This is a genomic window from Pseudomonas sp. NUPR-002 (assembly GCF_056322725.1).
This window is the reverse complement of the sequence record NZ_CM150476.1, coordinates 833,282-858,564: the sequence shown is the minus strand read 5'-3', so window position 1 is coordinate 858,564 and position 25,283 is coordinate 833,282. Positions and strand designations below refer to the sequence as shown.

Below are 25,283 nucleotides of genomic sequence, written 5' to 3'. Positions count from 1 at the left end.
TTTTCAGTTTCCTGCGGCGCGACAAATTGCACCGAATTCGTCTGCGTTCAGGGAAGCCCCACCAATCAGGCCCCCATCGATATCCGGCATGCCGAACAGTTCAGCCGCATTGGCCGCCTTCACGCTGCCGCCGTATAGAAGCCGCACATTTTGAGCGACTTCAGGATTCTTTGCCGCCAGCTGCTCGCGAATGGCTTTGTGCACATCCTGAGCCTGCTGTGGCGTGGCTGTCAGCCCTGTACCGATGGCCCATACAGGCTCATAGGCAATCACCGCATTGGCGAAGACATCAACACCGAATGCTTCGATGATGCTGTCCAGCTGACGCCCGACAATCTCTAGCGTCTTACCCGCTTCGCGCTCTTCGAGGGTTTCCCCTACACAGAGCACCGGCTTCAAACCACAAGCCTGTGCCGCAGCGAACTTGCGATTAAGCACTTCATCACTCTCGCCAATGATCTGGCGGCGTTCCGAGTGCCCAATCAGTACCAGCTCGCAACCTGACTCGACCAACTGACTCGGTGCAACTTCACCGGTCAATGCGCCTTGCTCAGGCTGTACCGCAGAATTCTGAGCGCCAACAGCGATCGACTCTCCTTGCAACCCTTCAACCACTTGGTTGATGTACAGCAAGGGAGGAAACACCGCGACCTCAACACCGCGAGGCAAGGCTTGATTACTCAAATCCTTGATCAGCTCAGCGACGCTGGCGCGGGTACCGTGCATCTTCCAGTTACCAGCTACCATAGGGCGACGCATGCTTTACCTCGTCGGTCAAAGTGGGCGCAGATGTTACCCAACCCGATCACTGCTGGCAAGCGTATTTCAAACGCAAACTTCACTTACCAGTTTTGCCAGCGCTTCTGCGTGGGCGCGAACCTGAGTTTCGTCGTCACCCTCGACCATAACGCGCACCAAAGGCTCTGTTCCGGACTTGCGCAACAACACGCGGCCACGCCCGGCCATTTCCTCGGTGACACGGGCACTGGCTTCTTTCACAGCCGGATGCTCCAGTGGATCGACCTTGCTTGCACCAAAGCGCACATTGATCAGCACTTGCGGACACTTGCGCAGCCCCTGACGCGCATGCGCGAGGGTCTCTTCGCGTCGCTTGAGCGCCATCAGCACCTGCAGCGCGGCAATGATCGCATCACCAGTGGTGGTATGGTTGAAGCACACCACATGCCCGGAGTTCTCACCACCGAGCACCCACTCGCGCTCCAGCAGCTCGGCCATTACGTAGCGGTCACCGACCTTGGCACGAACGAACGGGATGTCGAGCTCCTTGAGCGCCAGCTCCAGGCCCAGGTTACTCATCAGGGTGCCAACTACCCCACCCTGCAGCTTGCCGCGCTCTTGCAGGTCGCGGGCAATGATGTAAAGAAGCTCGTCGCCATCGACGATTGCACCGGTATGGTCGACCATCAGCACCCGGTCGCCGTCACCATCAAAGGCAATACCCAGGTCGGCATGACCAACCAGTACCGCTGCCTGCAGCGACTCGATGTGGGTCGAACCACAATTTTCATTGATGTTCAGACCGTCTGGCTGCGCCGACAGCACGGTGACGCTGGCGCCCAGCTCGCGGAACACGCTAGGTGCCACTTTGTACGTAGCGCCATGGGCACAATCGACCACCAGCTTGAGGCCGGCGAAATCGGTGCTGGTCGGCACGCTGCTTTTGCAGAATTCGATATAGCGACCAGCGGCATCGTTGATACGCGAGACCTTGCCGAGCTTGCTCGACTCGACCACGGTCATCGGCTGATCGAGCAGCTCTTCGATCATTTTTTCGACTTCGTCAGGCAGCTTGGTGCCCTGGCCGGAGAAGAACTTGATGCCGTTATCATCATGCGGATTGTGCGAGGCACTGATGACGATGCCGGCTTCGGCGTGAAAGGTGCGCGTCAGGTAGGCAATGGCCGGGGTCGGCATCGGCCCGAGCAGCATCACATCCGCGCCTGCGGCGGAAAGGCCGGCCTCCAGGGCGGACTCGAACATGTAACCGGAGATTCGCGTGTCTTTACCGACCAGAACCCGGCAGGCACCCTGCTTTCGAAAGGCCATGCCAGCAGCCCAACCGAGCTTGAGCATGAAGTCAGGAGTGATCGGGTATTCGCCGACACGGCCACGGATGCCGTCGGTACCAAAGTATTTTCTGCTCATAGATGCTCCATCACACTTATTCGGCGGCTTGAACCGCGGCAATCATCCGCACTACATCGGCGGTTTCGGCGACATCATGAACGCGCAGGATGCTCGCTCCTTTGGTCATCGCCAACGCAGCCAAGGCCAGGCTGCCGTAGAGTCGTTGTTCGACCGGACGATCCAGCGCCTGCCCGATCATGCTCTTGCGCGAAACGCCCACCAACAATGGACGCCCCAATCGATACAGCGACTCCATGTGCTTGAACAGACTGAGGTTGTGCGCAAGGGTCTTGGCAAAGCCAAATCCCGGATCGAGGATGATCCGTTCAGCATCGATACCCACCGCTGCGCACGCTGCCATCCGTTGTTCAAGATAGCTCGCTACTTCAGCGGTGACATCTTCGTAATGAGGGCTGTCCTGCATGTTGCCCGGCTCGCCACGCATGTGCATCAAGCACACCGGCAAGCCAGTGGCAGCTGCCGCGTCCAGGGCGCCGTCGCGACTGAGCGAGCGAACATCGTTGATCAGCCCGGCACCGAGCCTGGCAGACTCGCGAATGACCGCCGGAGTGGAGGTATCGACCGAGATGATCACATCCAGCTCGCGATTGATCGCCTCAACCATCGGCGCTACACGCTCCAACTCCTCGAGCGCGGAAACCGCCCGGGCACCAGGGCGCGTGGACTCGCCACCGATGTCGATCAGGGTTGCGCCCGCTGCGACCATCGCTTCGGCATGACGCAAGGCAGCATCACGCTGATTGAAGCGTCCGCCGTCGGAGAAGGAATCGGGGGTGATATTGAGAATACCCATGACATGGGTACGGGACAAATCAAGAACCCGGTTGCCGCAAGGCAACCGGGTTGGGTACTGCTGTGACGTCATAAGAGCCCTTAGATTTGCGCCGCTGGGCCGCCGATCGGCGATTCTGGACGGTCACTCTGCGGTGCAGGGGTGCCCGAACCATCTTCCCAGTCACGCGGTTCGCGTGGCGTACGACCGGCCATGATGTCGTCGATCTGCTCGGCATCGATGGTTTCGTACTTCATCAGCGCATCGGCCATCGCATCAAGCTTGTCGCGATTGTCCGTGAGGATCTGCTTGGCAGTGGCATAGCACTGATCAATGATGCTGCGAACTTCTGAGTCGATCAGTTTGGCAGTTTCACCGGAAACACTGGCGTGCTGGGAGCCGGCGCTGCGACCGAGGAACACCTCGCCCTCTTCTTCGGCATACATCAGCGGCCCGAGCTTCTCCGACAACCCCCACTTGGTCACCATGTTCCGGGCGATCTGACTGGCCCGCATGATGTCGTTGGAAGCGCCGGTGGTCACGCCGTCGAAGCCCAGGGTCATTTCCTCGGCGATACGGCCGCCGTACAGCGAGCAGATCTGGCTGATCAGCGCACGCTTGGACAGACTGTAACGGTCCTCTTCAGGGAGGAACATGGTGACACCCAGGGCACGGCCACGAGGAATGATCGAGACCTTGTAGACCGGATCGTGCTCAGGCACCACGCGACCAACAATGGCGTGACCGGCCTCGTGGTAAGCGGTGTTGCGCTTCTCTTTCTCGGACATGACCATGGTTTTGCGCTCGGCGCCCATCATGATCTTGTCTTTGGCCAGTTCGAACTCTTTCATTTCGACGATGCGCTTGCTCGAACGAGCAGCGAACAGCGAAGCCTCGTTGACCAGGTTGGCCAGGTCGGCACCGGAGAAGCCTGGAGTGCCACGCGCGATAACCGCAGGGTTGACGTTTTCGCCAACCGGCACTTTACGCATGTGGACCTTGAGAATCTGTTCACGACCGCGGATGTCCGGCAGACCAACTACAACCTGACGGTCAAAACGGCCAGGACGCAGCAACGCCGGGTCAAGCACGTCAGGACGGTTGGTGGCGGCAATGACGATGATGCCGTCATTCATTTCGAAGCCGTCCATCTCTACCAGCAACTGGTTGAGGGTTTGCTCGCGCTCGTCGTGACCGCCGCCCATGCCGGCGCCACGGTGGCGACCAACGGCATCGATCTCGTCGATGAAAATGATGCACGGTGCGTGCTTCTTGGCCTGTTCGAACATGTCACGGACACGACTGGCACCCACACCCACGAACATTTCGACGAAGTCGGAACCGGAGATGGTGAAGAACGGTACCTTGGCTTCGCCCGCGATGGCCTTGGCCAGCAGGGTTTTACCGGTACCTGGTGGGCCAACCATCAACACGCCACGCGGAATACGACCGCCCAGGCGCTGGAATTTGCCCGGATCGCGCAGGAACTCGACCAGCTCACCCACTTCTTCCTTGGCTTCGTCGCAACCTGCAACGTCGGCCAACGTGGTTTTCACCTGGTCTTCGGAGAGCAGCCGCGCCTTGCTTTTACCAAAGCTCATCGGCCCGCCCTTGCCCCCTGCACCACCTTGCATCTGGCGCATGAAGAACATGAACACGGCAATGATCACCAGGATCGGGAAGCTGGCTACCAGCAACTGGGTCCAGATGGACTGCTGCTCAGGCTGCTTGCCTTCGACCACGACGTGGTTGTCGACCAGATCGCCGATCAGGCCGTTGTCCTGGATGGCCGGACGGATGGTCTTGAAGCTGTCGCCATCGGTACGTTTGCCGGTGATGACGTAGCCGTCGACCGCTACGCGCTCGACCTTGCCATCCTTGACCTGCTGAATGAAGTCGGAATAGTTGAGGGTCTGTGGTTCATTCGGGCTGGAGAAGTTGTTCATCACTGTCACCAGGACAGCCGCGATGATCAACCACAGGATCAAGTTCTTTGCCATATCGTTCAATTAGCTACCCTCTGAAGCCGGCTGACGGCGCAGCCGTGCCTCGCATGATATTCACCGGCCTAACTTACTACATAACCTACACATCTGCAGGCGCCGTCTGTAACCCTTTGTGAAACCTAGACTACACGATGTTCATCCAGGTCAGGCAGAACAGCCGATTGGAAAAAACTATCGGATACTCTGAAAGCCACCGGCCTGAAGCCTTACTCGCCGCGATAACCCCGCGCCAGCAAGTACTGCTCGCGGGAACTGTCCCGTGAAGAGTCAGGTTTGAACATCTGGACCTTATCGAATTTCTGACGAGCGTCCTTCAGGTAAACATCAAACCCTTCGCCCTGGAAGATCTTGATCAGGAAATCACCGCCCGGCTTGAGTACCCGGGTGGCCAGATCGAGCGCCAGTTCGCACAGGAACATGGCCTTGGGGATATCCACAGCAGGCGTTCCACTCATATTGGGGGCCATATCGGAAATCACAAGGTCTACGTGCGAATTACCTACCGCCTCAAGGATCTGCGCCAGCACTTCGTCCTGGGTAAAGTCACCCTGGATGAAGGTAACGTCGGGAATGCTGTCCATTTCCAGGATGTCCGAGGCGATCAGGCGACCCTGGCCGCCGATCAGACGACTGGTCACCTGCGACCAGCCACCTGGGGCCGCGCCGAGGTCAACGACGCTCATGCCTGGACGGATCAGCTTGTATTTTTCCTGGACTTCCAGAAGCTTGTAGCTCGCACGCGAGCGGTAACCATCCTTCTGTGCCTGTTTCACATAGGGATCGCTGACATGCCTTTCCAGCCACTTTTTGCTTGTCTTGGAACGCGCCATGGGGTGCCTCGATGATAAGGGTCGTGATTTGTTGGGCGGATCCACGGGCCCTCGGGTAAAATGGCCGCCATTTTTACAGAATCAGACAAAGGGTCAGATTATGCCGCTCAATAACGAGCAGAAGAAACAGTACAAATCCATTGGTCACGACCTGAAGCCGGTTCTGATCGTGGCGGGCAATGGTTTGACCGAAGGTGTCCTCGCCGAACTGGAGCGCGCCCTGACTGATCACGAACTGATCAAGGTCCAGGTCAAGCTCGAAGATCGCGAAGAGCGCAAGGCCGTAATGGACGAGCTGAGCAAGGTCAGTCGCGCAGAACAAGTGCAGATCATCGGCAAGATGGTGCTGCTGTACCGCAAAAACCCGCAACCGAACAAGCAACTGTCCAACATCCACCGTTACAAATGATGGTGGCTCCGATCAGTGGCGCGGCTAGCGCGCCCTGGTCGGGACTGGCTGGGCTGCCAGCACGATACCGCTGATCCCAAGGATCACGAAGCAGAACATCTGCCAACGCTCCCCGGCAGAAATACCGTAGCGCAAGGTGTAGTAGCCGACGCAGGCGGCAAAACCCACCAGCAGCATCTGGCCGCTGAATGTTTGCCACCAGGCTGCCACCCCTCTCAACCTCACCAACACCGCCAACTGAGTCAGCAGGCCGACTGCCGCTACGCCGATCAACCAACGGTCGATCTGCACGGCAACATCCTGCACCAGTAGCGGCGCCAGGCCACTGACTTTGAGCGCGGGCACCAGCCCTACGTGGAACACCCACAGGCCGCCAACCCAGAAAACCTGGGCCAGCTGCCAGAGGATACCCTCGAGGGTCGGCGCCCGCAGGCGCCGGTCAGATGTGCTTGACTTCGACAATCTCGTACTCGACCGAGCCACTTGGCGTCTTGACGACGACGATGTCACCTTCTTCCTTGCCGATGATGGCGCGGGCGATTGGTGCACCAGCCGAGAGCTTGCCTTTCTTGATGTCAGCTTCGTCTTCACCAACGATCTGGTAAGTCACCTGATCGCCGGTTTCGGTGTTTTCCAGATCTACGGTGGTGCCGAAGATGACCTTGCCGGTGTGGGCAATGGTGGTCACGTCGATCACGACCGAGTTCTGCAGACGGCCTTCGATATCGCGAATGCGCGCTTCGACCATGCCCTGCTCTTCACGGGCAGCATGGTATTCGGCGTTTTCCTTGAGGTCGCCCAGCTCGCGCGCCTCACCGATTGCCTGACTCAAGCGCGGACGCTCGGTCTTGCTCAGGAACAGGTGCTCTTCCTCCAGGGCGCGAGCGCCCTGGACGGTCATCGGGTATTTGGTAATGCTCATGCTTTGAGTCCTGCATGCAGATCCTGCAAGCGGCGAACGGTCTTCTCAGGACCAAACTTCAACGCTTCACAGATGGCTTCACCGGCCGCAATGGTAGTGGTGCAGTAGATCTTGTGCTGCAACGCATTGCGACGAATCGAGTAGGAGTCAGCGATCGACTGGCGGCCTTCGGTGGTGTTGATGATCAGCGACACTTCGTCGTTCTTGATCATGTCGACCACGTGCGGACGACCTTCGGTCACCTTGTTCACGCGACGCACTTTCAGGCCAGCCGCTTCGATAACTTTGGCGGTACCAACAGTGGCAACCACTTCAAAGCCCAGCGCGATCAGGTCACGGGCAACACCTGCTACCTGCGGCTTGTCGTCATCACGCACGCTGATGAAGGCAGTACCGCCGGTCGGCAGCACTTCGCTGGCGCCCATCTGGGCTTTTGCGAAGGCCTCACCGAAGCTGTCGCCAACACCCATGACTTCACCGGTGGATTTCATCTCAGGGCCGAGGATCGGGTCAACCCCTGGGAACTTGGCGAACGGGAACACCGCTTCCTTGACGCTGTAGAAGTTAGGAATGATTTCCTTGGTGAAGCCCAGCTCTTTCAGCGATTTACCAGCCATGACGCGGGCAGCGATCATCGCCAGCGAGGTGCCGATGCACTTGGACACGAAAGGTACAGTACGCGAAGCACGCGGGTTGACTTCAATCACGTAGATCTTGTCACCCTGCAGCGCCAGCTGCACGTTCATCAGGCCGACAACGCCCAGCTCCAGGGCCATTTTCTTGACCTGAACACGGACTTCGTCCTGAACATGAACTGGCAGCGAGTACGGCGGCAGCGAACAGGCCGAGTCACCGGAGTGAACACCTGCTTGTTCAATGTGCTGCATGATTGCGCCGATCACCACGTCGGTACCGTCGCACACCGCATCCACGTCCATTTCGATGGCGCAGTTGAGGAAGTGGTCAAGCAGCACCGGGCTGTCGTTGGACACTTGTACCGCTTCACGCAGGTAGCGCTTGAGCTCGTCCAGCTCGTAGACGATTTCCATGGCACGGCCGCCCAGTACGTAGGACGGGCGCACAACCAGCGGGTAACCGATCTGGCCAGCGGCACGAATGGCTTCGTCTTCGCTGCGCACGGTGGCGTTTGGCGGCTGCAGCAGGTTCAGGCGCTGAACCATCTGCTGGAAGCGCTCACGGTCTTCGGCGCGGTCGATGGCGTCAGGGCTGGTGCCGATGATCGGTACGCCAGCTTCTTCCAGGGCGCGAGCCAGTTTCAGCGGGGTCTGGCCACCGTAGTGGACGATCACGCCTTTTGGCTTCTCGACCCGCACCACTTCCAGCACGTCTTCCAGCGTCAGCGGCTCGAAGTACAGACGGTCGGAGGTGTCGTAGTCGGTGGAGACGGTTTCCGGGTTGCAGTTGACCATGATGGTCTCGTAACCGTCTTCGCGCAGGGCCAGTGCCGCGTGTACGCAGCAGTAGTCGAACTCGATGCCCTGGCCGATACGGTTAGGACCGCCACCCAGAATCATGATCTTGTCGCGGGTCGACGGGTTGGACTCGCACTCTTCCTCGTAGGTCGAGTACAGGTAAGCGGTGTCGGTGGCGAACTCGGCCGCGCAGGTGTCGACGCGCTTGTAAACCGGGAAAACTTCCAGTTTGTGGCGGTGACGGCGCAGGTTCTTGTCGGTGATACCCAACAGTTTGGCCAGACGCTGGTCGGAGAAGCCTTTACGCTTCAGGCGCAGCATCAGGTCTTTGTCGATGGCCGACAGCGCCAGGGTCTTGACCTTCTCTTCTTCTTTGATCAGGTCTTCCATCTGCACCAGGAACCAGTGATCGATGCCGGTCAGGGCGAAGATTTCGTCACAGGTCATGCCCGAGCGCATGGCGTCAGCCACGTACCAGATACGCTCAGCGCCAGGCACGGTCAGCTCGCGCTTGAGGATGCTGGCAGCTTCAGGGCTGGCCAGGTCGACTTTCGGGTCCAGACCACAGACACCGACTTCCAGACCGCGCAGCGCTTTTTGCAGCGACTCCTGGAAAGTACGGCCGATGGCCATGACTTCACCCACAGATTTCATCTGGGTGGTCAGGCGGGCGTCGGCTTTCGGGAATTTTTCGAAGGCGAAGCGCGGCAGCTTGGTCACGACGTAGTCGATCGACGGCTCGAAGGACGCTGGGGTACGGCCGCCAGTGATGTCGTTCTGCAGTTCGTCGAGGGTGTAGCCAACAGCCAGCTTGGCGGCGATCTTGGCGATCGGGAAGCCGGTAGCCTTGGAAGCCAGTGCCGAGGAACGCGATACGCGCGGGTTCATCTCGATCACGACCATGCGGCCGGTGTTCGGGCAGATACCGAACTGAACGTTGGAACCACCGGTTTCAACGCCAATCTCACGCAGCACCGCCAGCGAGGCGTTGCGCATGATCTGGTATTCCTTGTCGGTCAGGGTCTGTGCCGGAGCAACGGTGATCGAGTCACCGGTGTGCACGCCCATCGGATCGAAGTTTTCGATCGAGCAGACGATGATGCAGTTGTCCTTTTTGTCGCGGACCACTTCCATCTCGTACTCTTTCCAGCCGATCAGCGATTCGTCGATCAGCAGTTCCTTGGTTGGCGACAGGTCCAGACCACGGGCGCAGATTTCTTCGAACTCTTCACGGTTGTAAGCGATACCGCCACCAGTGCCGCCCATGGTGAAGGACGGGCGAATGATGCACGGGAAGCCCAGCTTCTCGAGGACCGCGTTGGCCTCTTCCATGCTGTGGGCGATACCGGAGCGCGGGCACTCAAGGCCAATGGCCTTCATGGCCTTGTCGAAGCGCGAACGGTCTTCAGCCTTGTCGATGGTGTCGGCGTTGGCGCCGATCATTTCTACGCCGAACTTTTCCAGAACGCCTTCGCGCTCCAGGTCCAGTGCGCAGTTCAGAGCAGTCTGGCCACCCATGGTTGGCAGCAGTGCGTCAGGACGCTCTTTTTCGATGATCTTGGCCACCGATTGCCATTTGATCGGCTCGATGTAGGTGGCGTCGGCCATGGCCGGGTCGGTCATGATGGTCGCTGGGTTGGAGTTCACCAGGATGACGCGGAAACCTTCCTCGCGCAGGGCTTTACAGGCCTGGGCGCCGGAGTAGTCGAATTCGCAGGCCTGGCCGATAACGATCGGGCCAGCGCCAAGAATCAGGATGCTTTTAATGTCTGTACGTTTTGGCATGGGTATCACTCAATTCCGCAGGTCAGTCGGCAAGCCGCTTTGAACAATCTTGGGACAGCACCTGAACGCGGCTTGCACCGGTTCAGGGCCTTCTCGCCAGATGCTCAGCGGCGCTTGGCCATGGCATCGATGAAACGGTCGAACAGTGGCGCGACGTCAGTCGGGCCTGGGCTTGCCTCAGGGTGACCCTGGAAGCTGAACGCGCTCTTGTCGGTGCGCTCGATACCTTGCAGGGTACCGTCGAACAGCGACTTGTGAATGGCGCGCACGTTGCTCGGCAAGGTGGCCTCGTCGACCGCGAAACCGTGGTTCTGGCTGGTGATCATGACCACGCCGGTGTCCAGATCCTGGACCGGGTGGTTAGCGCCATGGTGACCATGACCCATTTTCACGGTCTTGGCACCAGAGGCCAGGGCCAGCAGCTGGTGACCCAGGCAGATACCGAACACCGGAATTTCTGTTTCGAGGATGTCCTTGATCGCCTGGATTGCGTAGTCGCAAGGCTCCGGATCGCCAGGGCCGTTGGACAGGAACACACCATCAGGGTTGAGTGCCAGGACTTCGCTGGCCGGGGTTTGCGCAGGCACCACGGTCAGGCGGCAACCACGGGCAACCAGCATGCGCAGGATGTTCAGCTTGACGCCGAAATCGTAAGCGACCACGTGGTACGGCAGCTCGGCGGCATCGATCGTCGCGTGGCTGTCGGTTTTCAGCTCCCAGACGCTGGAGCGCCATTCGTAGCTGGACTTGGTGCTGACGACTTTCGCCAGGTCCATGCCCTTCAGGCCCGGGAAACCGCGAGCGGCAGCGATTGCGGCTTCTTCAGTGATGTTGTCGCCAGCCAGAATGCAGCCATTCTGCGCGCCCTTCTCACGCAGGATGCGCGTCAGGCGACGCGTATCGATACCGGCGATCGCTACAACATTGTTGGCTTTGAGGTAATCAGGCAGCGACTGCTTGTTGCGCCAGTTGCTCGCGATCAATGGCAGATCGCGAATCACCAGACCGGCCGACCAGACGCGGTCGGACTCGGCGTCTTCCGGCGTGGTGCCGGTGTTGCCGATGTGCGGGTAGGTCAGGGTAACGATTTGCTGAGAATAAGAAGGGTCAGTCAGGATTTCCTGATAGCCGGTCATTGCGGTGTTAAACACCACCTCTCCAACGGTTTGACCGTCGGCTCCAATGGCCTCACCGCGAAAAATGCTGCCATCGGCAAGGGCGAGTATGGCTGGCTTAGTCAAGAAGACCTCCCAAAAATAAAGCCTGAAGGGGCGATCGCAGGTTGCAAAAAAGCGGAATGACGTATAGACACGTCACCCCGCTTTCTTCGTCGAATTATCTGCGCGCTTTTAGTGGACACACTAAAGCTGTAGCTTACAGAAAAACGCTTTTTTGGTCTACCACTGATGTGTCTGAAAGGCGCAGAAATGCGACAGCAGGAGCGCAAGAGCACTGTAGGAGCGGGCTTGACCCGCGATTACGGTGAAACAGAAAAGCCGCAATCGCGGGGCAAGCCCGCTCCCACTAGGGACAGCAGATCAACGTAGGTCGAGGACGTCCTGCATGTCGTACAGGCCAGGCTCGCGCCCGTCCAGCCACAAGGCAGCACGGACGGCACCCTTGGCAAAGGTCATGCGACTGGAAGCCTTGTGGGTGATTTCCAGGCGTTCACCTTCAGCGGCGAATAGCACGGTGTGGTCGCCCACCACGTCACCGGCACGGACCGTGGCAAAGCCAATGGTCTTGCGATCACGAGCACCGGTCTGGCCTTCACGGCCATACACCGCCACTTCTTCCAGATCACGCCCCAACGCATTGGCAACCACTTCACCCATGCGCAGCGCGGTACCCGATGGTGCATCGACCTTGTGTCGGTGGTGCGCCTCGATGATTTCAATATCAACATCATCACCGAGCACACGCGCAGCCATGTCCAGCAGCTTCAGGCTCAGGTTGACACCAACGCTGAAGTTGGCGGCAAAGACGATCGGAATGTCTTTGCCCGCCTCGGCCAGCAGTTGCTTTTCCTCAACCGTGAAACCGGTGGTGCCGATGATCATGGCCTTGCCCGCCTTGCGGCAGAACGCCAGGTTCTTCAGGGTTACCGACGGGTGAGTGAAGTCGATCAGTACATCGAATTCATCGGCCACTTTGGCCAGATCATCGGACAACAGCACACCAATCCGCCCCAGCGCCGCCAGCTCACCGGCATCAGCACCGACCAGCGAACTGTCCGGACGATCGATCGCCGCCGTCAGCCCAGCGCCTGGCGTCTGCTGCACAGCTTCGATCAGGGTTTTACCCATGCGCCCTGCCGCACCCATTACTGCTATACGTCGCATGCCCTATTCCTTCTTACAAGTCGCCGAAGAAGCGCTTTACGCCTTCAAACCAGCCATTGGCCTTGGGCGAGTGGGAACTGTCACCGCCCAGCGAGTCACGCAGCTCTTCGAGCAACTCACGCTGACGCCGGCTGAGGTTGACCGGGGTTTCGACCGCAACGCGACACATAAGATCGCCTGCACCGCCACCGCGAACCGGAGCAACACCTTTACCACGCAAGCGGAACTGCTTGCCGGTCTGGGTGCCTTCCGGAATCTTCAGCTTGACCCGGCCATCGAGGGTCGGCACTTCCAGCTCGCCACCCAGCGCTGCATCGGTGTAGCTGATAGGCACTTCACAGTACAGGTGCTTGCCATCACGCTGGAAGATCGCGTGCTCACGCACATTGATCACAACGTACAAGTCGCCGGTCGGACCACCATGAGAGCCGGCCTCGCCCTCACCAGAGAGGCGAATACGGTCGCCCGTATCGACACCGGCCGGCACTTTGACCGACAGGGTCTTGTACTCTTCGACACGACCTTCGCCGTGGCAGGAGTTGCACGGATCAGTGATGATCTTGCCTTGGCCGTGGCAGCGCGGGCAGGTCTGCTGAACCGAGAAGAAGCCTTGCTGCATGCGTACCTGACCGATACCACCGCAGGTCGGGCAAGTCGAAGGGGACGAGCCTTTCTTGGCACCGGAGCCATCGCACGGCTCGCAGTTGACCAGCGTCGGCACACGGATATTGACCGTGGTACCGCGCACAGCTTCTTCCAGGTTCAGCTCCAGGGTGTAACGCAGGTCGCTGCCACGCTGGGCGCCACCACGCGACCCACCACGGCCGCCGCCGAAGAAGTCGCTGAACACATCGCCGAAAATGTCGGAGAAGTTCGCGCCACCGAAGCCGGCACCGCCGCCACCCATGCTCGGGTCGACACCCGCATGACCATACTGGTCATAGGCTGCACGCTTGCTGGCATCGGAGAGCACTTCGTAAGCCTCGTTGGCTTCTTTGAATTTCTCTTCCGACTCTTTGTCATCAGGGTTACGGTCCGGGTGATGCTTCATCGCCAGACGGCGATAGGCCTTCTTCAGATCCGCATCACTGGAGCCGCGTTCAACTCCCAGAACTTCGTAATAGTCACGCTTTGCCATAAGTCTTTGCACTCTTGAGGACGTTCGGCAAACCTCTGCGCATTCCGCGCCGTGCCGCCAGCACCTGCCGCCCAGAAGGCCCTGACAGATGCTGTAAAATTTCGGGTATTCCAGACACGCCAACGCGGGAGCAAGCCCCCGCGCGGCGACATCCTACCAGCCAACTGCTAACTAGCAGCTGGCTGGCCGACAACCTGTAGCAATTACTTGTTGTCTTTGACTTCTTCGAACTCAGCATCAACGACGTCGTCGTGCTTGGCTTCTTCAGCCTGCTGCGCGCCAGCTTGTGGCTGTTCGGCCTGCTGCTCGGCGTACATCTTCTGAGCAACTGGAGCCGACACTTTCGACAGCTCTTCAACCTTGGCATCGATTGCAGCCTTGTCGTCGCCTTTGATGGCGGCTTCCAGAGCAACAACAGCAGCCTCGATTGCAGCTTTCTCTTCAGCAGTGACCTTGTCACCAGCGTCAGCGACCATTTTGCGAGTCGAGTGAACCAGTGCATCACCCTGGTTACGAGCAGCGGCCAGCTCTTCGAACTTGCGGTCTTCTTCCGAGTTCGCTTCAGCGTCACGGATCATCTGTTGAATTTCTTCATCAGACAGGCCGGAGTTGGCCTTGATCACGATCGACTGAGTCTTGCCAGTAGCCTTGTCTTTGGCGCCTACGTGCAGGATGCCGTTGGCGTCGATGTCGAAGGTTACTTCGATCTGTGGCACGCCACGTGGTGCTGGTGGAATCTCGGCCAGGTCGAACTTGCCCAGGGACTTGTTCTGTGCAGCCTGCTTACGCTCACCTTGCAGCACGTGAATGGTCACAGCGCTCTGGTTGTCATCGGCAGTCGAGAACACTTGCGACTTTTTGGTCGGGATAGTGGTGTTCTTCTCGATCAACGCAGTCATCACGCCGCCCATGGTTTCGATACCCAGGGTCAGCGGGCTGACGTCCAGCAGCAGTACGTCTTTCACGTCACCGGCCAGTACCGCACCCTGGATCGCAGCACCCATGGCAACAGCTTCGTCAGGGTTGACGTCCTTGCGAGCTTCTTTACCGAAGAAGTCGGTAACCGCTTTCTGCACCAGCGGCATACGGGTCTGACCGCCCACCAGGATCACGTCGTCGATCTTGCTGACGTCGATACCAGCGTCTTTCATGGCGATACGGCATGGCTCGATGGTACGTTGAACCAGGTCTTCTACCAGCGACTCCAGCTTGGCGCGGGAGATCTTCACGTTCAGGTGCTTAGGACCGGTGGCATCTGCAGTGATGTACGGCAGGTTGACGTCGGTCTGCTGGCTCGAGGACAGCTCGATCTTGGCTTTTTCAGCAGCTTCTTTCAGACGCTGCATGGCCAGCGGGTCACCTTTGAGGTTCATGCCGCTTTCTTTCTTGAATTCGTCGACGAGGTAGTCGATCAGACGAATGTCAAAGTCTTCACCACCGAGGAAGGTGTCACCGTTGGTTGCCAGTACTTCGAACTGGTGCTCGCCATCCACTTCAGCGATTTCGATAACCGAAACGTCGAAGGTACCACCACCGAGGTCATAAACGATCACGGTGTGATCGCCTTTAGCCTTGTCCATACCGTAAGCCAGCGCGGCTGCGGTTGGTTCGTTGATGATACGTTTTACGTCCAGACCGGCGATGCGACCGGCATCTTTGGTGGCCTGACGCTGGCTGTCGTTGAAGTAGGCCGGAACGGTGATGACCGCTTCGGTGACAGGCTCGCCGAGGTAGTCTTCGGCGGTCTTCTTCATTTTTTTCAGGATCTCGGCAGAGATCTGTGGCGGCGCCATTTTCTGGCCGTTGACTTCGACCCAGGCGTCGCTGTTGTCAGCCTTGACGATTTTGTACGGAACCATCTGGATGTCTTTCTGCACAACTTCTTCTTCGAAGCGACGACCGATCAGACGTTTTACCGCGTACAGGGTGTTGTGCGGGTTGGTGACAGCCTGACGCTTGGCCGATTGACCGACCAGGATCTCGCCATCATTGGCGTAAGCGATGATCGACGGCGTAGTACGCGCGCCTTCAGCGTTTTCGATAACTTTGACGTTGCCGTTTTCCAGAATGGAGACACAGGAGTTAGTGGTCCCCAGGTCGATACCGATGATTTTGCCCATGTTAACTCTCCCGAAACTTGAATTTGGTTGCCGCAGCAGTGGTGGCTACCTGCGGTAATACTTGAATGCTTGACACCTAAATGGGGGCGCTCGAAACGATTTCAAGCCTGCTCGTCAATCGACGGCGAAACCGCTGCAGGTGCCTTGCTGACCACGACCATCGCCGGACGCAGCAGGCGACCGTTGAGCTGATAGCCCTTCTGGAACACCTTGAGCACGCTGTTCGGCTCGACCTCGGCGCTTTCCTGCATGGCCATGGCCTGATGGTGTTCGGCGTTGAACGGTTCGCCGTGCGGGTCAATCGCCTCGAGGTTGTAGCGCTTGAGGGTGTCGTGGAACATTTTCAGGGTCAGCTCGATGCCTTCACGCATCGGGCGAATGCTCTCGTCGTCCGGGCTGGACAGTTCCAGACCACGCTCGAGGCTGTCGATGACCGGCAGCAGGTCACCAGCGAATTTTTCCAGGGCGAACTTGTGTGCCTTTTCTACATCCTGCTCGGCGCGACGGCGCACGTTCTGCAGGTCAGCTGCAGTGCGCAGGGATTGATCCTGGGCCGCCGCCAGCTGCTCTTCGAGCACCTGCACGCGGGCGCTCAGGTCTTGGTCGCCAGTGGCTTCGGCGTTCAGATTCTGTTCATCCAGCTGTTCGTCAGCCATAAAATCTCTCCTCTCGAATAGTGTCAGCGAGCCGTACTCGCGCTTCTGGTCGGGTATATGGGGTCGCAAAACCCAGGTTCAAGGGCTGCAACGCAGCTTGTCCGCATCCGCTCATAACTCATCGCAATCAGAACGCCGCCCTGATAACCAAATTGAACTAAATCGGAGCATTGTCAGTCGATCAAAAAACACTGTATAAATAACCAGACTTAACGCCTGGGAGCCGCCCCAATGCTGGTGCACCTGTCCGTACACAACTATGCCATCGTCGAACACCTGGACCTCGAACTCGCCCGCGGGATGAGCGTCATCACCGGTGAAACCGGGGCCGGTAAATCGATCATGCTCGACGCCCTGGGGCTTACCCTGGGGGATCGCGCAGACAGCGGCGTGGTGCGCCCAGGCGCCGACAAGGCCGATATTCTTGCCACCTTCGACCTTGTCGACATTCCCGAGGCCCGCACCTGGCTGGCCGAGCGCGACCTCGACAACGACGGCCCGTGCATCCTGCGCCGGGTCATCACCGCCGAAGGCCGCAGCCGTGGCTACATCAACGGCAGCCCCTGCCCCCTTGGCGACCTCAAGGCGCTCGGCGAACTGCTGATCGATATCCACAGCCAGCATGAACACCAATCGTTACTGAAATCCGACACCCACCGGCGCCTGCTCGACGAATACGCCGGTGCCACCGACCTGGCCCGCCAGGTACAGCTGGCCGCCCAGCGCTGGCGCCAAACCCGCCTGGAGCTTGAACGGCTGTCCAATTCCGGCGACGAGCAGCGCGCACAGCATCAGTTGCTCAGCTATCAGCTCGAAGAGCTCGACAACCTGGGCCTGGGCGAAAACGAGCTGGAGCAACTGGAGCAGGAACACAAGAACCTGACCAACGCCGAGGCCCTGTTCGGCATTTGCCGTCAGGTGATCGACCACTGCAGCGAAAGCGACTCCGGCAACGTCCTCAATGCCCTGACCGCCAGCCTCAACCGCCTCACCGCCGTGCAGAATGCGCCCAAAGCCCTGGGCGAAGCGGCCAACATGATTGCCAGCGCGCAGATTCAGGTAGAAGAAGCAGTGGGCGAACTGAACCGCTTCCTTGATCATTTCGACGCCGACCCGGCGCGCCTGCAGCAACTGGAAGAGCGCCTCGACACTATCTACACCCTCGCCCGCAAGCATCGCGTACACCCAACCGAGCTTGCCAACCTGCAGCAGCGCCTGATGGACGAGCTTGAAGGCCTGAATGCCAATGACGAGTCCATCGAGCGCCTGGGCGAAGAGCTGGCTGCCTACGCCCGCCATTATCAGGACAAAGCCAGTGAGTTGAGCGCCCTGCGCGGCCAGGCGGCGAGCCAGCTGTCTGCCGCCGTTGAACAGGAAATTCAGCGCCTGGGCATGCCGGGCGGCCGCTTCAACATCGAATTGCATGCCAACGCTAGCGACGAGCTGTCACCTAACGGCCTGGAACAAGTAGAACTGCTGGTCAGCGCCAACCCCGGGCAACCGCTCAAGGGCCTGGCCAAGGTCGCCTCGGGTGGTGAGCTGTCGCGTATCAGCCTGGCCATTCAGGTCATCACCGCGCAGACCTCACGCATTCCAACGCTGGTATTCGATGAGGTTGACGTCGGTATCGGCGGCCCTACCGCCGAGATCGTCGGCCAGTTGCTGCGCCGCCTGGGTGAGCGCGGCCAGGTACTGACCGTCACCCACCTGCCGCAGGTCGCGGCCCAAGGCCATCACCACCTGTTTGTCCACAAGGTGCGTAACAGTGACGCCACGCACACCGCAGTGGCCAGCCTGGGCAAGCGTGAGCGCGTTGAAGAAGTGGCGCGAATGCTGGGCGGCATCGACCTGACCAAAGAATCGCTGGCTCACGCCCGCAAGATGGTGGTCACCAGCAAGGCCTGATGACCGCAAAAAGCACAAAGGCGACCCTCGGGTCGCCTTTGATGCTGTGCAGCAAGAAACTTTTGCTTACTTTTTCTTGCGCACGTACAAAACCAGATTATGGTCAACCAGCTCGAAGCCGTGCTCGGCAACGATTTCTTTCTGACGTTTTTCAATTTCCACGTCGAAGAACTCGATAACCTCGCCAGAGTCCACGTTGACCATATGGTCGTGGTGGCCACCGTCAGCCAGTTCAAACACGGCGTGACCGCCGTCGAAGTTATGGCGCACAACCAGGCCAGCGGCTTCAAACTGGGTCAGAACACGGTAAACCGTGGCCAGGCCAACATCTTCGCCAGCCTCCATCAGCGCCTTGTAGACATCCTCAGCACTCATGTGACGCTGCTCGGTAGAGTCGAGCATCTGTAGAATTTTAACTCGAGGCAGTGTCACCTTGAGACCGGCTTTGCGCAGTTCGCTATTTTCAACCATGGTCAGCTTTCTCGCCGATGCTGCTTCGCAGCTTCTCTGAATACGGGTATGATCGGGGTTTACGTTGTCCAGCCAAGATAGTGGAAGTCGCCCACCGATGCAAAACACCAAGCTCTTGCTAACCAGCCTCACCTTTGTGGGACTGCTCGCACTCGCCGGTTGCTCGTTCCCCGGGGTTTACAAAATCGACATCCAGCAGGGCAATGTCGTCACGCAAGATATGATAGACCAATTACGCCCTGGAATGACCCGTCGGCAAGTACGGTTTATCATGGGCAACCCGCTGATCCAGGATACCTTCCACACCAATCGCTGGGATTACCTGTATAGCCTGCAGCCTGGTGGCGGTGAGCGCCAGCAGGAACGCATGAGCATTTTCTTCAACGAAAATGATCAGTTGGTCAGCCTGTCTGGCGACTTCATGCCAGGTGTCAGCCGCGACCAGGAAATCCTCGGTGGCAGTGGCGACACCAGCGTCAGCCCGGCACAACCAGCAACCACCGAACAGGTCGAACAGGTCCAAGAGAAGCCGGCCAAGCCAGGCTCCCTGGAAGAGAAGATCCAGCGCGAAGTCGATACCATCGAAACGATTCCGGTACCTACTCCAGCGCCAATCGAAACCTCGCCGCAGTAAGCTCACTGCAGGCACAAAAAAGCCCGGATATTCCGGGCTTTTTTGTCTTTGTCTTTGTGTGTGTGGGAGCGGGCTTGCCCCGCGATTGCGGTTTGTCAGTCACACCGCCTCGCGGGGCAAGCCCGCCCCTACACACAACCATTAACGCTTGGCTTTCTTGAACACCCTGGCCACCTTGGCCGCACGCTGCTTGCGTATTTCTTTGGGGTCTACCAGCAAAGGCCGGTACAGCTCGATACGGTCACCTTCAGCAACCACCTGTTGCGCACTCTCAGCAACGACCTTACCGAAGATACCAAGCGGGCAGGCTTCTATATCCAACCCCGCCACCTGCTCGGCGATTCCTGACATCCGCACCGCCTCGCGCAACGTGGTGCCAGGAGCCACTTCAAGCGTCAGCAACCATTGCTGCTCAGCGGTTGCATAAACCACCTCAACCTGCACCAACGCCTCAGCCATTGATCTGCTTGGCTCGCTGGCAGAAGGCATCGACCAGCGTGTTGGCAGCCTGGTTGAACAGCGGCCCGAGCGTTGCCCGCACCAGAGGCCCGGCATAGTCGAAAGACAGGTCCAGGCTGATCTTGCAGGCTTTGTCGCCCAACGGTTTGAAGATCCACAAGCCGTGCAGCTGGTTGAACGGCCCTTCTTCCAGGTTCATCTCAATGGACTGCCCCGGCACCAAGACATTGCGCGTAACAAACTTCTGGCTCATGCCCCCTTTCGCCACCTCCAAGGTGGCGCGCATCAGCGTGTCGCTCGCCTCATGCACGGTGCTGGCGGAGCACCAGGGCAGAAACTCCGGATAGCTCGCAACATCGTTGACCAGGTCGTACAACGCCTGCGCCGGATAGGGCAGCAGGGCCGAACGTTGAATATGGGTAGTCATCCAGGTGTCACTTCCAAAGCTGAGCGGCAAACACAATCAGAATGCCGAGGGGCGCCACGTAGCGCATCAAGAAGAAGGTAAGAGCAAACAGCAGCGGGCTGCGCATCGCCAATTCATCGCGCACGGCCTCACGCCCCATGATCCAACCAGCGAATATCACAAAACACAAACCACCCAGCGGCAACATGATCCGCGAAGTGAAAAAGTCGATGACGCCAAAGAAATCCAAGCCACCGCTTGCGCCCCATTGATAGAGCTGGAATCCACTGTCGTCACTCACAAAGAAGCGCGCCTGCTGCCAGATGTTGAACGAAAACACCGTTCCCAGCCCCACCAGCCAGCAACTGAACGCCAGCCAGGTGGTAATCCAGCCACGCCGAACGCCGGTGCGCTCCACCAGGTAAGCCACCATGGGTTCGAGCAGCGAAATCGCCGAACTCCAGGCCGCTACCGCCACTAAAACAAAGAATACGACGCCCATCAATTGGCCAAAGGCCACATTACCGAATGCAAATGGCAAGGCGACAAACATCAGCCCCGGCCCTTCGCTGGGGTTCAAGCCAGCGGCAAATACGATCGGAAACAGCGCCAGGCCGGCCAGCAGCGATACAAAGGTATCAAGCAAGGCAACGGCAACAATGGTGCCACCGATGGAGGAGCCTTTGGGCATGTAGGCGCCGTAGATCAACAGCGAGCCCACCCCGACACTCAGGGAAAAGAAGGCATGCCCCATAGCGGGCAGCAGGCCATCCATCAGGCGCGAGGTGTCGAAATCGAACATGAAATGCAGGCCCTGCATGAAGCGCCCGGTAGTCAGGCTATACCCCAGCAGGATAACCAGCAGCAAAAACAGCAGCGGCATCATGATCCGCAGGCTCTTTTCCAGCCCGGCCACCACGCCCCGGGCGATCACCAGCGCCGACAGCAGCATGAACAGGCTATGCCACAGCACCAGACGCCAAGGGTCACTGATAACACCGTTGAAATAGCCGCCGACCTGATCCGCGGTGACACCCTGGAAGTCGCCGCGCCCCATATTGATGATGTAGTCGAACGACCAGCCGCCCACCACACTATAGAACGACAGGATCAACAGCGCGGTGATCATCCCGGCGAATGCCCACCAGGACCAACGCGGTGAATGCCCAGCCTCTACCGCCAGGTCACGCAGGGCGTTGGCCGGGCTTTGCCGGGTGCGGCGGCCGATCAAGGTTTCGGCGAGCATCACCGGAATACCGATCAGGGCGATGCAGGCGAGAAACACCAGAACAAAGGCACCGCCACCGTAGACGCCGACCATGTAGGGAAACTTCCAGATACTTCCCAACCCCACCGCAGCGCCGGTTGCCGCCAGCACGAATACCCAGCGACTGGCCCAGCCACCATGGACAGAAACCTTGTCCGTCGACATCAACACGCTCAACTGTGCAAAAAAAAGAGCGCGCATTGTCCGGGATTCAACTCACAGGCTCAAGCGCACTGCTACCCCATAGCCGACAGCGCAACGACTGCCTATAATGCCGCCCCTATGGCTAAACAAAAGAAACATCCGACAGGGACCATCGCGCAGAATAAAAAGGCGCGACACGATTACTTCATCGAGCATAAGTTCGAGGCCGGATTGGTCCTGTCCGGTTGGGAAGTAAAAAGTCTGCGTGCCGGCAAGGCGCATCTGACGGACAGCTACGTGGTGCTCAAAGATGGCGAGGCCTGGCTGATGGGCAGCCATATCACGCCACTGACAGCCGCCAGTACGCATGTTATCGCCGACCCGACACGCACCCGCAAACTGCTGCTCAATCGTCGTGAGCTGGAGCGCCTGCATGCGGCCGTCCAGCAAAAGGGCTACACCTGCGTAGCCTTGTCGATTTACTGGAGCAAGCACCTGATCAAGTGCGAGATCGCACTCGGCAAGGGCAAGAAGGAATACGACAAGCGCGATACTCAGCGTGAGCGGGATTCTGATCGCGAATTGCAGCGGGCTGTGCGGAACAAAGGCAAGGAAGATTGATTCCTTGATCGCGGTGCAAGCCCGCTCCTACCGGCTGTAGGAGCGGGCTTGCCCCGCGATTGCGCACTTACTCAACGCCCACTACGCCGCTCGGCACGCGCGGTGCGCTGCACTTCCTCACGCACTTCATCAAGCACTTCCTGCACATACAGAATGTGTCGGCTGGACACTTCGCGTGCATCTTCGGCACGCCCTTCGACAATCGCCAAGTACAGGTCACGGTGCTGACTGATCAGCATGTCGCGGGTTTCTGCGCGCTGCTTGTACATGCCACCGATGTTGGTCACCACGTTGCGCTTGAGCAGGTCGAACAAGCCGCGGATGGTATGCAGCAACACCGCATTGTGGCTGGCCTCAGCAATCGCCAGATGAAAACTGGCATCGGCAACGCCCTCTTCCGCCCGGCTGACTTCGTCGTGGCGGGTGTAGCAATCCTGCAAGGTATCGAACGCCGCCTTGAGCCGCAGGCGGTCAGGTTCGGTTGCGCGGATCGCCGCGTAATAGGCACACGATGCTTCCAGGGTATGCCGGAATTCCAGCAAATCGCGCTGCGCTTCGGGGCTGCCTTCGAGCAATTTCAACAGGGGGTCACTGAAGGTCGACCCCAGTGAATCCGCCACATAGTTACCCCCGCCTTGGCGGCTGACGAGCAAGCCCTTGGCAACCAGCTTCTGGATCGCTTCGCGCAGCGATGGCCGCGACACCCCGAACTGTTCGGCCAGCGTCCGTTCGGCAGGCAGGCGCTGACCGGCACTCAGGGTGCCTTCAAGAATCATCCCCTCAAGCCGCTCGACAATATCGTCGGACAAACGGCGTTGGCGGACCTGATCAAAAACCATCACATGCTCTCCACAATCCCGAGTGCGTTCGGGGCTGTCTATTCTGGCCTATCCGCACGCTGACGACACCCATCAGATCGCAACTTTCCGTGCCGCTCAGGCCCTTGTTCCTACGCCCATCCGACAAAAGTTTTCTTGGGACAAATTGACACACCCACAACGAGGCTTTTAACCTAGCGCCTCGTCATTGTAAATTGGTCTTACCAATTATCCAATGCCAGTGCTGACCAACAACAATTAGGGGCCACCCCATATGCAAACCTGGCAACAGCTCTACAGCCCGCTTGGTAGTCTTGGTCTGTCCGCACTCGCGGCAGTCATCCCGATCGTATTTTTCTTCCTTGCCTTGGCCGTGTTCCGTTTGAAAGGACACGTCGCCGGTAGCATCACCCTTGGCTTGTCGATTCTGGTCGCGATCTTCGCCTTCCAGATGCCTGCCGACATGGCGTTTGCCGCCGCCGGTTACGGTTTTGCCTACGGCCTGTGGCCGATCGCCTGGATCATCGTTGCCGCGGTGTTCCTCTACAAACTGACGGTCAAGAGTGGCCAGTTCGAAGTGATCCGCAGCTCTGTACTGTCGATCACCGATGACCAACGCCTGCAGGTGCTGCTGATCGGTTTCTGCTTCGGTGCCTTCCTGGAAGGTGCAGCAGGTTTCGGCGCACCAGTGGCGATTACTGCCGCCCTGCTGGTAGGCCTGGGCTTCAACCCGCTGTACGCAGCCGGTCTGTGCCTGATCGCCAACACCGCCCCGGTGGCCTTCGGCGCCCTGGGCATCCCGATCATTGTTGCCGGTCAGGTTACCGGTATCGACGCTTTCCACATCGGTGCCATGACCGGCCGCCAGCTGCCACTGCTGTCGCTGTTCGTACCGTTCTGGCTGGTGTTCATGATGGACGGCCTGCGTGGCGTCAAAGAAACCTGGCCTGCCGCCCTGGTTGCCGGCCTGAGCTTCGCGGTGACCCAGTACTTCACCTCGAACTTCATCGGCCCTGAACTGCCAGACATCACCTCGGCACTGGCCAGCCTGATTTCGCTGACCCTGTTCCTCAAGGTCTGGCAGCCCAAGCGTTCGTTCACCACCGCAACCGGCAGCGTCGGCGCCGCAGTGGTCAATGCCGGTGGCAGCCAGCCTTCGCCGTACAGCTTCGGTGAAATCTTCAAGGCATGGTCGCCGTTCCTGATCCTCACCGTACTAGTCACCATCTGGACCTTGAAGCCGTTCAAAGCAGCCTTCGCGGCTGGCGGCTCGATGTACAGCTGGGTGTTCAACTTTGCCATCCCGCACCTTGATCAACTGGTGATCAAAACGGCGCCAATCGTTACCAATGCGACGGCAATGCCTGCGGTATTCAAACTCGACCCGATTTCCGCCACCGGTACCGCAATCTTTTTCTCGGCGCTGATCTCGATGTTGGTCCTGAAGATTAATTTCAAAACTGGTCTGACCACTTTGAAAGAGACCTTCGTTGAACTGCGCTGGCCGATTCTGTCGATCGGCATGGTCCTGGCTTTCGCCTTCGTCACCAACTACTCGGGCATGTCTTCGACCATGGCCCTGGTACTGGCTGGCACTGGCGCGGCGTTCCCGTTCTTCTCGCCGTTCCTCGGCTGGCTGGGCGTGTTCCTGACCGGCTCCGACACCTCGTCGAACGCCCTGTTCAGCTCACTGCAAGCCACCACCGCGCATCAGATCGGCGTCAACGACACCTTGCTGGTTGCCGCCAACACCAGCGGCGGCGTGACCGGCAAAATGATTTCGCCACAATCGATCGCGGTAGCCTGCGCGGCCACCGGCCTGGTCGGCAAAGAATCGGACCTGTTCCGCTTCACCCTCAAACACAGCCTGTTCTTCGCCACCATCGTCGGCCTGATCACTCTGGTTCAGGCTTATTGGCTGACTGGCATGCTGGTTCACTAAAGTGACTGAGGCCGGGCGCGAATGAGCGCGCCCG

23 protein-coding genes are annotated in these 25,283 nt (G+C 59.0%); 5 read left to right on the top strand and 18 right to left on the bottom strand.

From position 1 onward, the window contains the following. Nucleotides 1-3: 3 nt before the first annotated feature. The 5 genes from tpiA to rlmE all read right to left on the bottom strand — a co-directional run bounded on the left by tpiA (nucleotide 4) and on the right by rlmE (nucleotide 5,777). Nucleotides 4-759 (bottom strand): triose-phosphate isomerase, encoded by a 756-nt coding sequence (gene tpiA, locus ACVWSC_RS04010; protein WP_442112152.1) that lies wholly within the window; start codon nucleotides 757-759, stop codon nucleotides 4-6. Nucleotides 760-825: 66 nt separating this feature from the next. Then, nucleotides 826-2,166: a phosphoglucosamine mutase gene (glmM, locus tag ACVWSC_RS04005; RefSeq protein ID WP_442112151.1), complete on the bottom strand. Its 1,341-nt coding sequence runs from the start codon at nucleotides 2,164-2,166 to the stop codon at nucleotides 826-828. A 16-nt stretch (nucleotides 2,167-2,182) separates the two neighbouring features. After that, nucleotides 2,183-3,034 carry a dihydropteroate synthase gene (gene folP / locus ACVWSC_RS04000; protein WP_442112150.1) on the bottom strand — a complete coding sequence of 284 codons (852 nt, stop codon included), beginning with the start codon at nucleotides 3,032-3,034 and terminating at the stop codon, nucleotides 2,183-2,185. An 8-nt stretch (nucleotides 3,035-3,042) separates the two neighbouring features. Further along, nucleotides 3,043-4,941, bottom strand: coding sequence for an ATP-dependent zinc metalloprotease FtsH (ftsH, locus tag ACVWSC_RS03995; protein ID WP_442112149.1), 1,899 nt, complete (start codon nucleotides 4,939-4,941; stop codon nucleotides 3,043-3,045). Nucleotides 4,942-5,153: 212 nt separating this feature from the next. Continuing rightward, nucleotides 5,154-5,777, bottom strand: a complete 624-nt coding sequence (gene rlmE / locus ACVWSC_RS03990) for a 23S rRNA (uridine(2552)-2'-O)-methyltransferase RlmE (RefSeq protein WP_133216223.1) — start codon at nucleotides 5,775-5,777, stop codon at nucleotides 5,154-5,156. A 100-nt stretch (nucleotides 5,778-5,877) separates the two neighbouring features. Here rlmE and yhbY point away from each other — a divergent pair, with 100 nt between their 5' ends. Next, entirely contained in the window at nucleotides 5,878-6,186 is a 309-nt protein-coding gene (yhbY, locus tag ACVWSC_RS03985; RefSeq protein WP_442112148.1) for a ribosome assembly RNA-binding protein YhbY, read from the top strand. Nucleotides 6,187-6,210: 24 nt separating this feature from the next. Here the strand turns inward: yhbY and ACVWSC_RS03980 are convergent, their stop codons facing one another. From ACVWSC_RS03980 to grpE, 8 genes are all read right to left on the bottom strand, one after another. Further along, nucleotides 6,211-6,648, bottom strand: coding sequence for an MFS transporter (locus ACVWSC_RS03980; RefSeq protein ID WP_442112147.1), 438 nt, complete (start codon nucleotides 6,646-6,648; stop codon nucleotides 6,211-6,213). Beyond that, nucleotides 6,626-7,108, bottom strand: a complete 483-nt coding sequence (gene greA, locus ACVWSC_RS03975; RefSeq protein WP_442112146.1) for a transcription elongation factor GreA — start codon at nucleotides 7,106-7,108, stop codon at nucleotides 6,626-6,628. Before greA ends, ACVWSC_RS03980 begins: the two co-directional genes overlap by 23 nt. Next, entirely contained in the window at nucleotides 7,105-10,326 is a 3,222-nt protein-coding gene (carB, locus tag ACVWSC_RS03970) for a carbamoyl-phosphate synthase large subunit (RefSeq protein ID WP_442112145.1), read from the bottom strand. Before carB ends, greA begins: the two co-directional genes overlap by 4 nt. A 104-nt stretch (nucleotides 10,327-10,430) precedes the next feature. Continuing rightward, nucleotides 10,431-11,567, bottom strand: a complete 1,137-nt coding sequence (gene carA / locus ACVWSC_RS03965) for a glutamine-hydrolyzing carbamoyl-phosphate synthase small subunit (RefSeq protein ID WP_442112144.1) — start codon at nucleotides 11,565-11,567, stop codon at nucleotides 10,431-10,433. A 297-nt stretch (nucleotides 11,568-11,864) separates the two neighbouring features. Continuing rightward, a complete protein-coding gene (dapB, locus tag ACVWSC_RS03960) occupies nucleotides 11,865-12,668 on the bottom strand; it encodes a 4-hydroxy-tetrahydrodipicolinate reductase (protein WP_442112143.1) in 804 nt (267 codons plus the stop codon). Between the two features lie 13 nt (nucleotides 12,669-12,681). Next, complete coding sequence (gene dnaJ, locus ACVWSC_RS03955; RefSeq protein ID WP_442112142.1) at nucleotides 12,682-13,806, bottom strand: molecular chaperone DnaJ; 1,125 nt, start codon at nucleotides 13,804-13,806, stop codon at nucleotides 12,682-12,684. A gap of 203 nt (nucleotides 13,807-14,009) precedes the next feature. Continuing rightward, a complete protein-coding gene (gene dnaK, locus ACVWSC_RS03950; RefSeq protein ID WP_442112141.1) occupies nucleotides 14,010-15,926 on the bottom strand; it encodes a molecular chaperone DnaK in 1,917 nt (638 codons plus the stop codon). Nucleotides 15,927-16,027: 101 nt separating this feature from the next. After that, nucleotides 16,028-16,582, bottom strand: coding sequence for a nucleotide exchange factor GrpE (grpE, locus tag ACVWSC_RS03945; RefSeq protein ID WP_442112140.1), 555 nt, complete (start codon nucleotides 16,580-16,582; stop codon nucleotides 16,028-16,030). Between the two features lie 231 nt (nucleotides 16,583-16,813). Here grpE and recN point away from each other — a divergent pair, with 231 nt between their 5' ends. Then, on the top strand, nucleotides 16,814-18,487 hold the full coding sequence (gene recN, locus ACVWSC_RS03940) for a DNA repair protein RecN (RefSeq protein WP_442112139.1): 1,674 nt from the start codon (nucleotides 16,814-16,816) through the stop codon (nucleotides 18,485-18,487). Between the two features lie 66 nt (nucleotides 18,488-18,553). Here recN and fur read toward each other — a convergent pair whose 3' ends face one another. Continuing rightward, the gene (gene fur / locus ACVWSC_RS03935) at nucleotides 18,554-18,958 is read right to left on the bottom strand and encodes a ferric iron uptake transcriptional regulator (RefSeq protein ID WP_110701757.1); all 405 of its coding nucleotides are present in this window, start codon (nucleotides 18,956-18,958) and stop codon (nucleotides 18,554-18,556) included. Nucleotides 18,959-19,055: 97 nt separating this feature from the next. Between fur and ACVWSC_RS03930 the strand changes: the two genes are divergently transcribed. After that, nucleotides 19,056-19,592 carry an outer membrane protein assembly factor BamE gene (locus ACVWSC_RS03930; protein ID WP_442112138.1) on the top strand — a complete coding sequence of 179 codons (537 nt, stop codon included), beginning with the start codon at nucleotides 19,056-19,058 and terminating at the stop codon, nucleotides 19,590-19,592. Between the two features lie 141 nt (nucleotides 19,593-19,733). Here the strand turns inward: ACVWSC_RS03930 and ACVWSC_RS03925 are convergent, their stop codons facing one another. From ACVWSC_RS03925 to ACVWSC_RS03915, 3 genes are read right to left on the bottom strand one after another with little or no spacing between them, the layout of a single operon-like run. Next, nucleotides 19,734-20,051, bottom strand: coding sequence for an RnfH family protein (locus tag ACVWSC_RS03925; RefSeq protein ID WP_442112137.1), 318 nt, complete (start codon nucleotides 20,049-20,051; stop codon nucleotides 19,734-19,736). Next, nucleotides 20,044-20,478, bottom strand: a complete 435-nt coding sequence (locus ACVWSC_RS03920) for a type II toxin-antitoxin system RatA family toxin (protein WP_442112136.1) — start codon at nucleotides 20,476-20,478, stop codon at nucleotides 20,044-20,046. The genes ACVWSC_RS03925 and ACVWSC_RS03920 overlap by 8 nt, the downstream gene beginning before the upstream one ends. 7 nt (nucleotides 20,479-20,485) lie before the next feature. Then, nucleotides 20,486-21,889 carry a sodium-dependent transporter gene (locus ACVWSC_RS03915; RefSeq protein WP_442112135.1) on the bottom strand — a complete coding sequence of 468 codons (1,404 nt, stop codon included), beginning with the start codon at nucleotides 21,887-21,889 and terminating at the stop codon, nucleotides 20,486-20,488. A 117-nt stretch (nucleotides 21,890-22,006) separates the two neighbouring features. Here ACVWSC_RS03915 and smpB point away from each other — a divergent pair, with 117 nt between their 5' ends. Continuing rightward, nucleotides 22,007-22,489, top strand: a complete 483-nt coding sequence (gene smpB / locus ACVWSC_RS03910; RefSeq protein ID WP_028944546.1) for an SsrA-binding protein SmpB — start codon at nucleotides 22,007-22,009, stop codon at nucleotides 22,487-22,489. Nucleotides 22,490-22,560: 71 nt separating this feature from the next. Here the strand turns inward: smpB and ACVWSC_RS03905 are convergent, their stop codons facing one another. Then, on the bottom strand, nucleotides 22,561-23,328 hold the full coding sequence (locus tag ACVWSC_RS03905) for a GntR family transcriptional regulator (RefSeq protein ID WP_442112134.1): 768 nt from the start codon (nucleotides 23,326-23,328) through the stop codon (nucleotides 22,561-22,563). A 253-nt stretch (nucleotides 23,329-23,581) separates the two neighbouring features. Here ACVWSC_RS03905 and ACVWSC_RS03900 point away from each other — a divergent pair, with 253 nt between their 5' ends. Then, nucleotides 23,582-25,249 (top strand): lactate permease LctP family transporter, encoded by a 1,668-nt coding sequence (locus ACVWSC_RS03900; protein WP_442112133.1) that lies wholly within the window; start codon nucleotides 23,582-23,584, stop codon nucleotides 25,247-25,249. Nucleotides 25,250-25,283 lie beyond the last annotated feature (34 nt).

What these genes read in the sequence shown, in the direction of transcription:
- ACVWSC_RS03915 (WP_442112135.1), bottom strand. Translation starts at nt 21,889, where the DNA reads ATGTCGACGGACAAGGTTTCTGTCCATGGTGGCTGGGCCAGTCGCTGG.
- carB (WP_442112145.1), bottom strand. Translation starts at nt 10,326, where the DNA reads ATGCCAAAACGTACAGACATTAAAAGCATCCTGATTCTTGGCGCTGGC.
- rlmE (WP_133216223.1), bottom strand. Translation starts at nt 5,777, where the DNA reads ATGGCGCGTTCCAAGACAAGCAAAAAGTGGCTGGAAAGGCATGTCAGC.
- smpB (WP_028944546.1), top strand. Translation starts at nt 22,007, where the DNA reads ATGGCTAAACAAAAGAAACATCCGACAGGGACCATCGCGCAGAATAAA.
- greA (WP_442112146.1), bottom strand. Translation starts at nt 7,108, where the DNA reads ATGAGCATTACCAAATACCCGATGACCGTCCAGGGCGCTCGCGCCCTG.
- folP (WP_442112150.1), bottom strand. Translation starts at nt 3,034, where the DNA reads ATGACGTCACAGCAGTACCCAACCCGGTTGCCTTGCGGCAACCGGGTT.
- dnaK (WP_442112141.1), bottom strand. Translation starts at nt 15,926, where the DNA reads ATGGGCAAAATCATCGGTATCGACCTGGGGACCACTAACTCCTGTGTC.
- dnaJ (WP_442112142.1), bottom strand. Translation starts at nt 13,806, where the DNA reads ATGGCAAAGCGTGACTATTACGAAGTTCTGGGAGTTGAACGCGGCTCC.
- ACVWSC_RS03930 (WP_442112138.1), top strand. Translation starts at nt 19,056, where the DNA reads ATGCAAAACACCAAGCTCTTGCTAACCAGCCTCACCTTTGTGGGACTG.
- ACVWSC_RS03900 (WP_442112133.1), top strand. Translation starts at nt 23,582, where the DNA reads ATGCAAACCTGGCAACAGCTCTACAGCCCGCTTGGTAGTCTTGGTCTG.
- yhbY (WP_442112148.1), top strand. Translation starts at nt 5,878, where the DNA reads ATGCCGCTCAATAACGAGCAGAAGAAACAGTACAAATCCATTGGTCAC.
- ACVWSC_RS03905 (WP_442112134.1), bottom strand. Translation starts at nt 23,328, where the DNA reads ATGGTTTTTGATCAGGTCCGCCAACGCCGTTTGTCCGACGATATTGTC.
- grpE (WP_442112140.1), bottom strand. Translation starts at nt 16,582, where the DNA reads ATGGCTGACGAACAGCTGGATGAACAGAATCTGAACGCCGAAGCCACT.
- ACVWSC_RS03925 (WP_442112137.1), bottom strand. Translation starts at nt 20,051, where the DNA reads ATGGCTGAGGCGTTGGTGCAGGTTGAGGTGGTTTATGCAACCGCTGAG.
- ftsH (WP_442112149.1), bottom strand. Translation starts at nt 4,941, where the DNA reads ATGGCAAAGAACTTGATCCTGTGGTTGATCATCGCGGCTGTCCTGGTG.
- recN (WP_442112139.1), top strand. Translation starts at nt 16,814, where the DNA reads ATGCTGGTGCACCTGTCCGTACACAACTATGCCATCGTCGAACACCTG.
- dapB (WP_442112143.1), bottom strand. Translation starts at nt 12,668, where the DNA reads ATGCGACGTATAGCAGTAATGGGTGCGGCAGGGCGCATGGGTAAAACC.
- tpiA (WP_442112152.1), bottom strand. Translation starts at nt 759, where the DNA reads ATGCGTCGCCCTATGGTAGCTGGTAACTGGAAGATGCACGGTACCCGC.
- fur (WP_110701757.1), bottom strand. Translation starts at nt 18,958, where the DNA reads ATGGTTGAAAATAGCGAACTGCGCAAAGCCGGTCTCAAGGTGACACTG.
- ACVWSC_RS03920 (WP_442112136.1), bottom strand. Translation starts at nt 20,478, where the DNA reads ATGACTACCCATATTCAACGTTCGGCCCTGCTGCCCTATCCGGCGCAG.
- glmM (WP_442112151.1), bottom strand. Translation starts at nt 2,166, where the DNA reads ATGAGCAGAAAATACTTTGGTACCGACGGCATCCGTGGCCGTGTCGGC.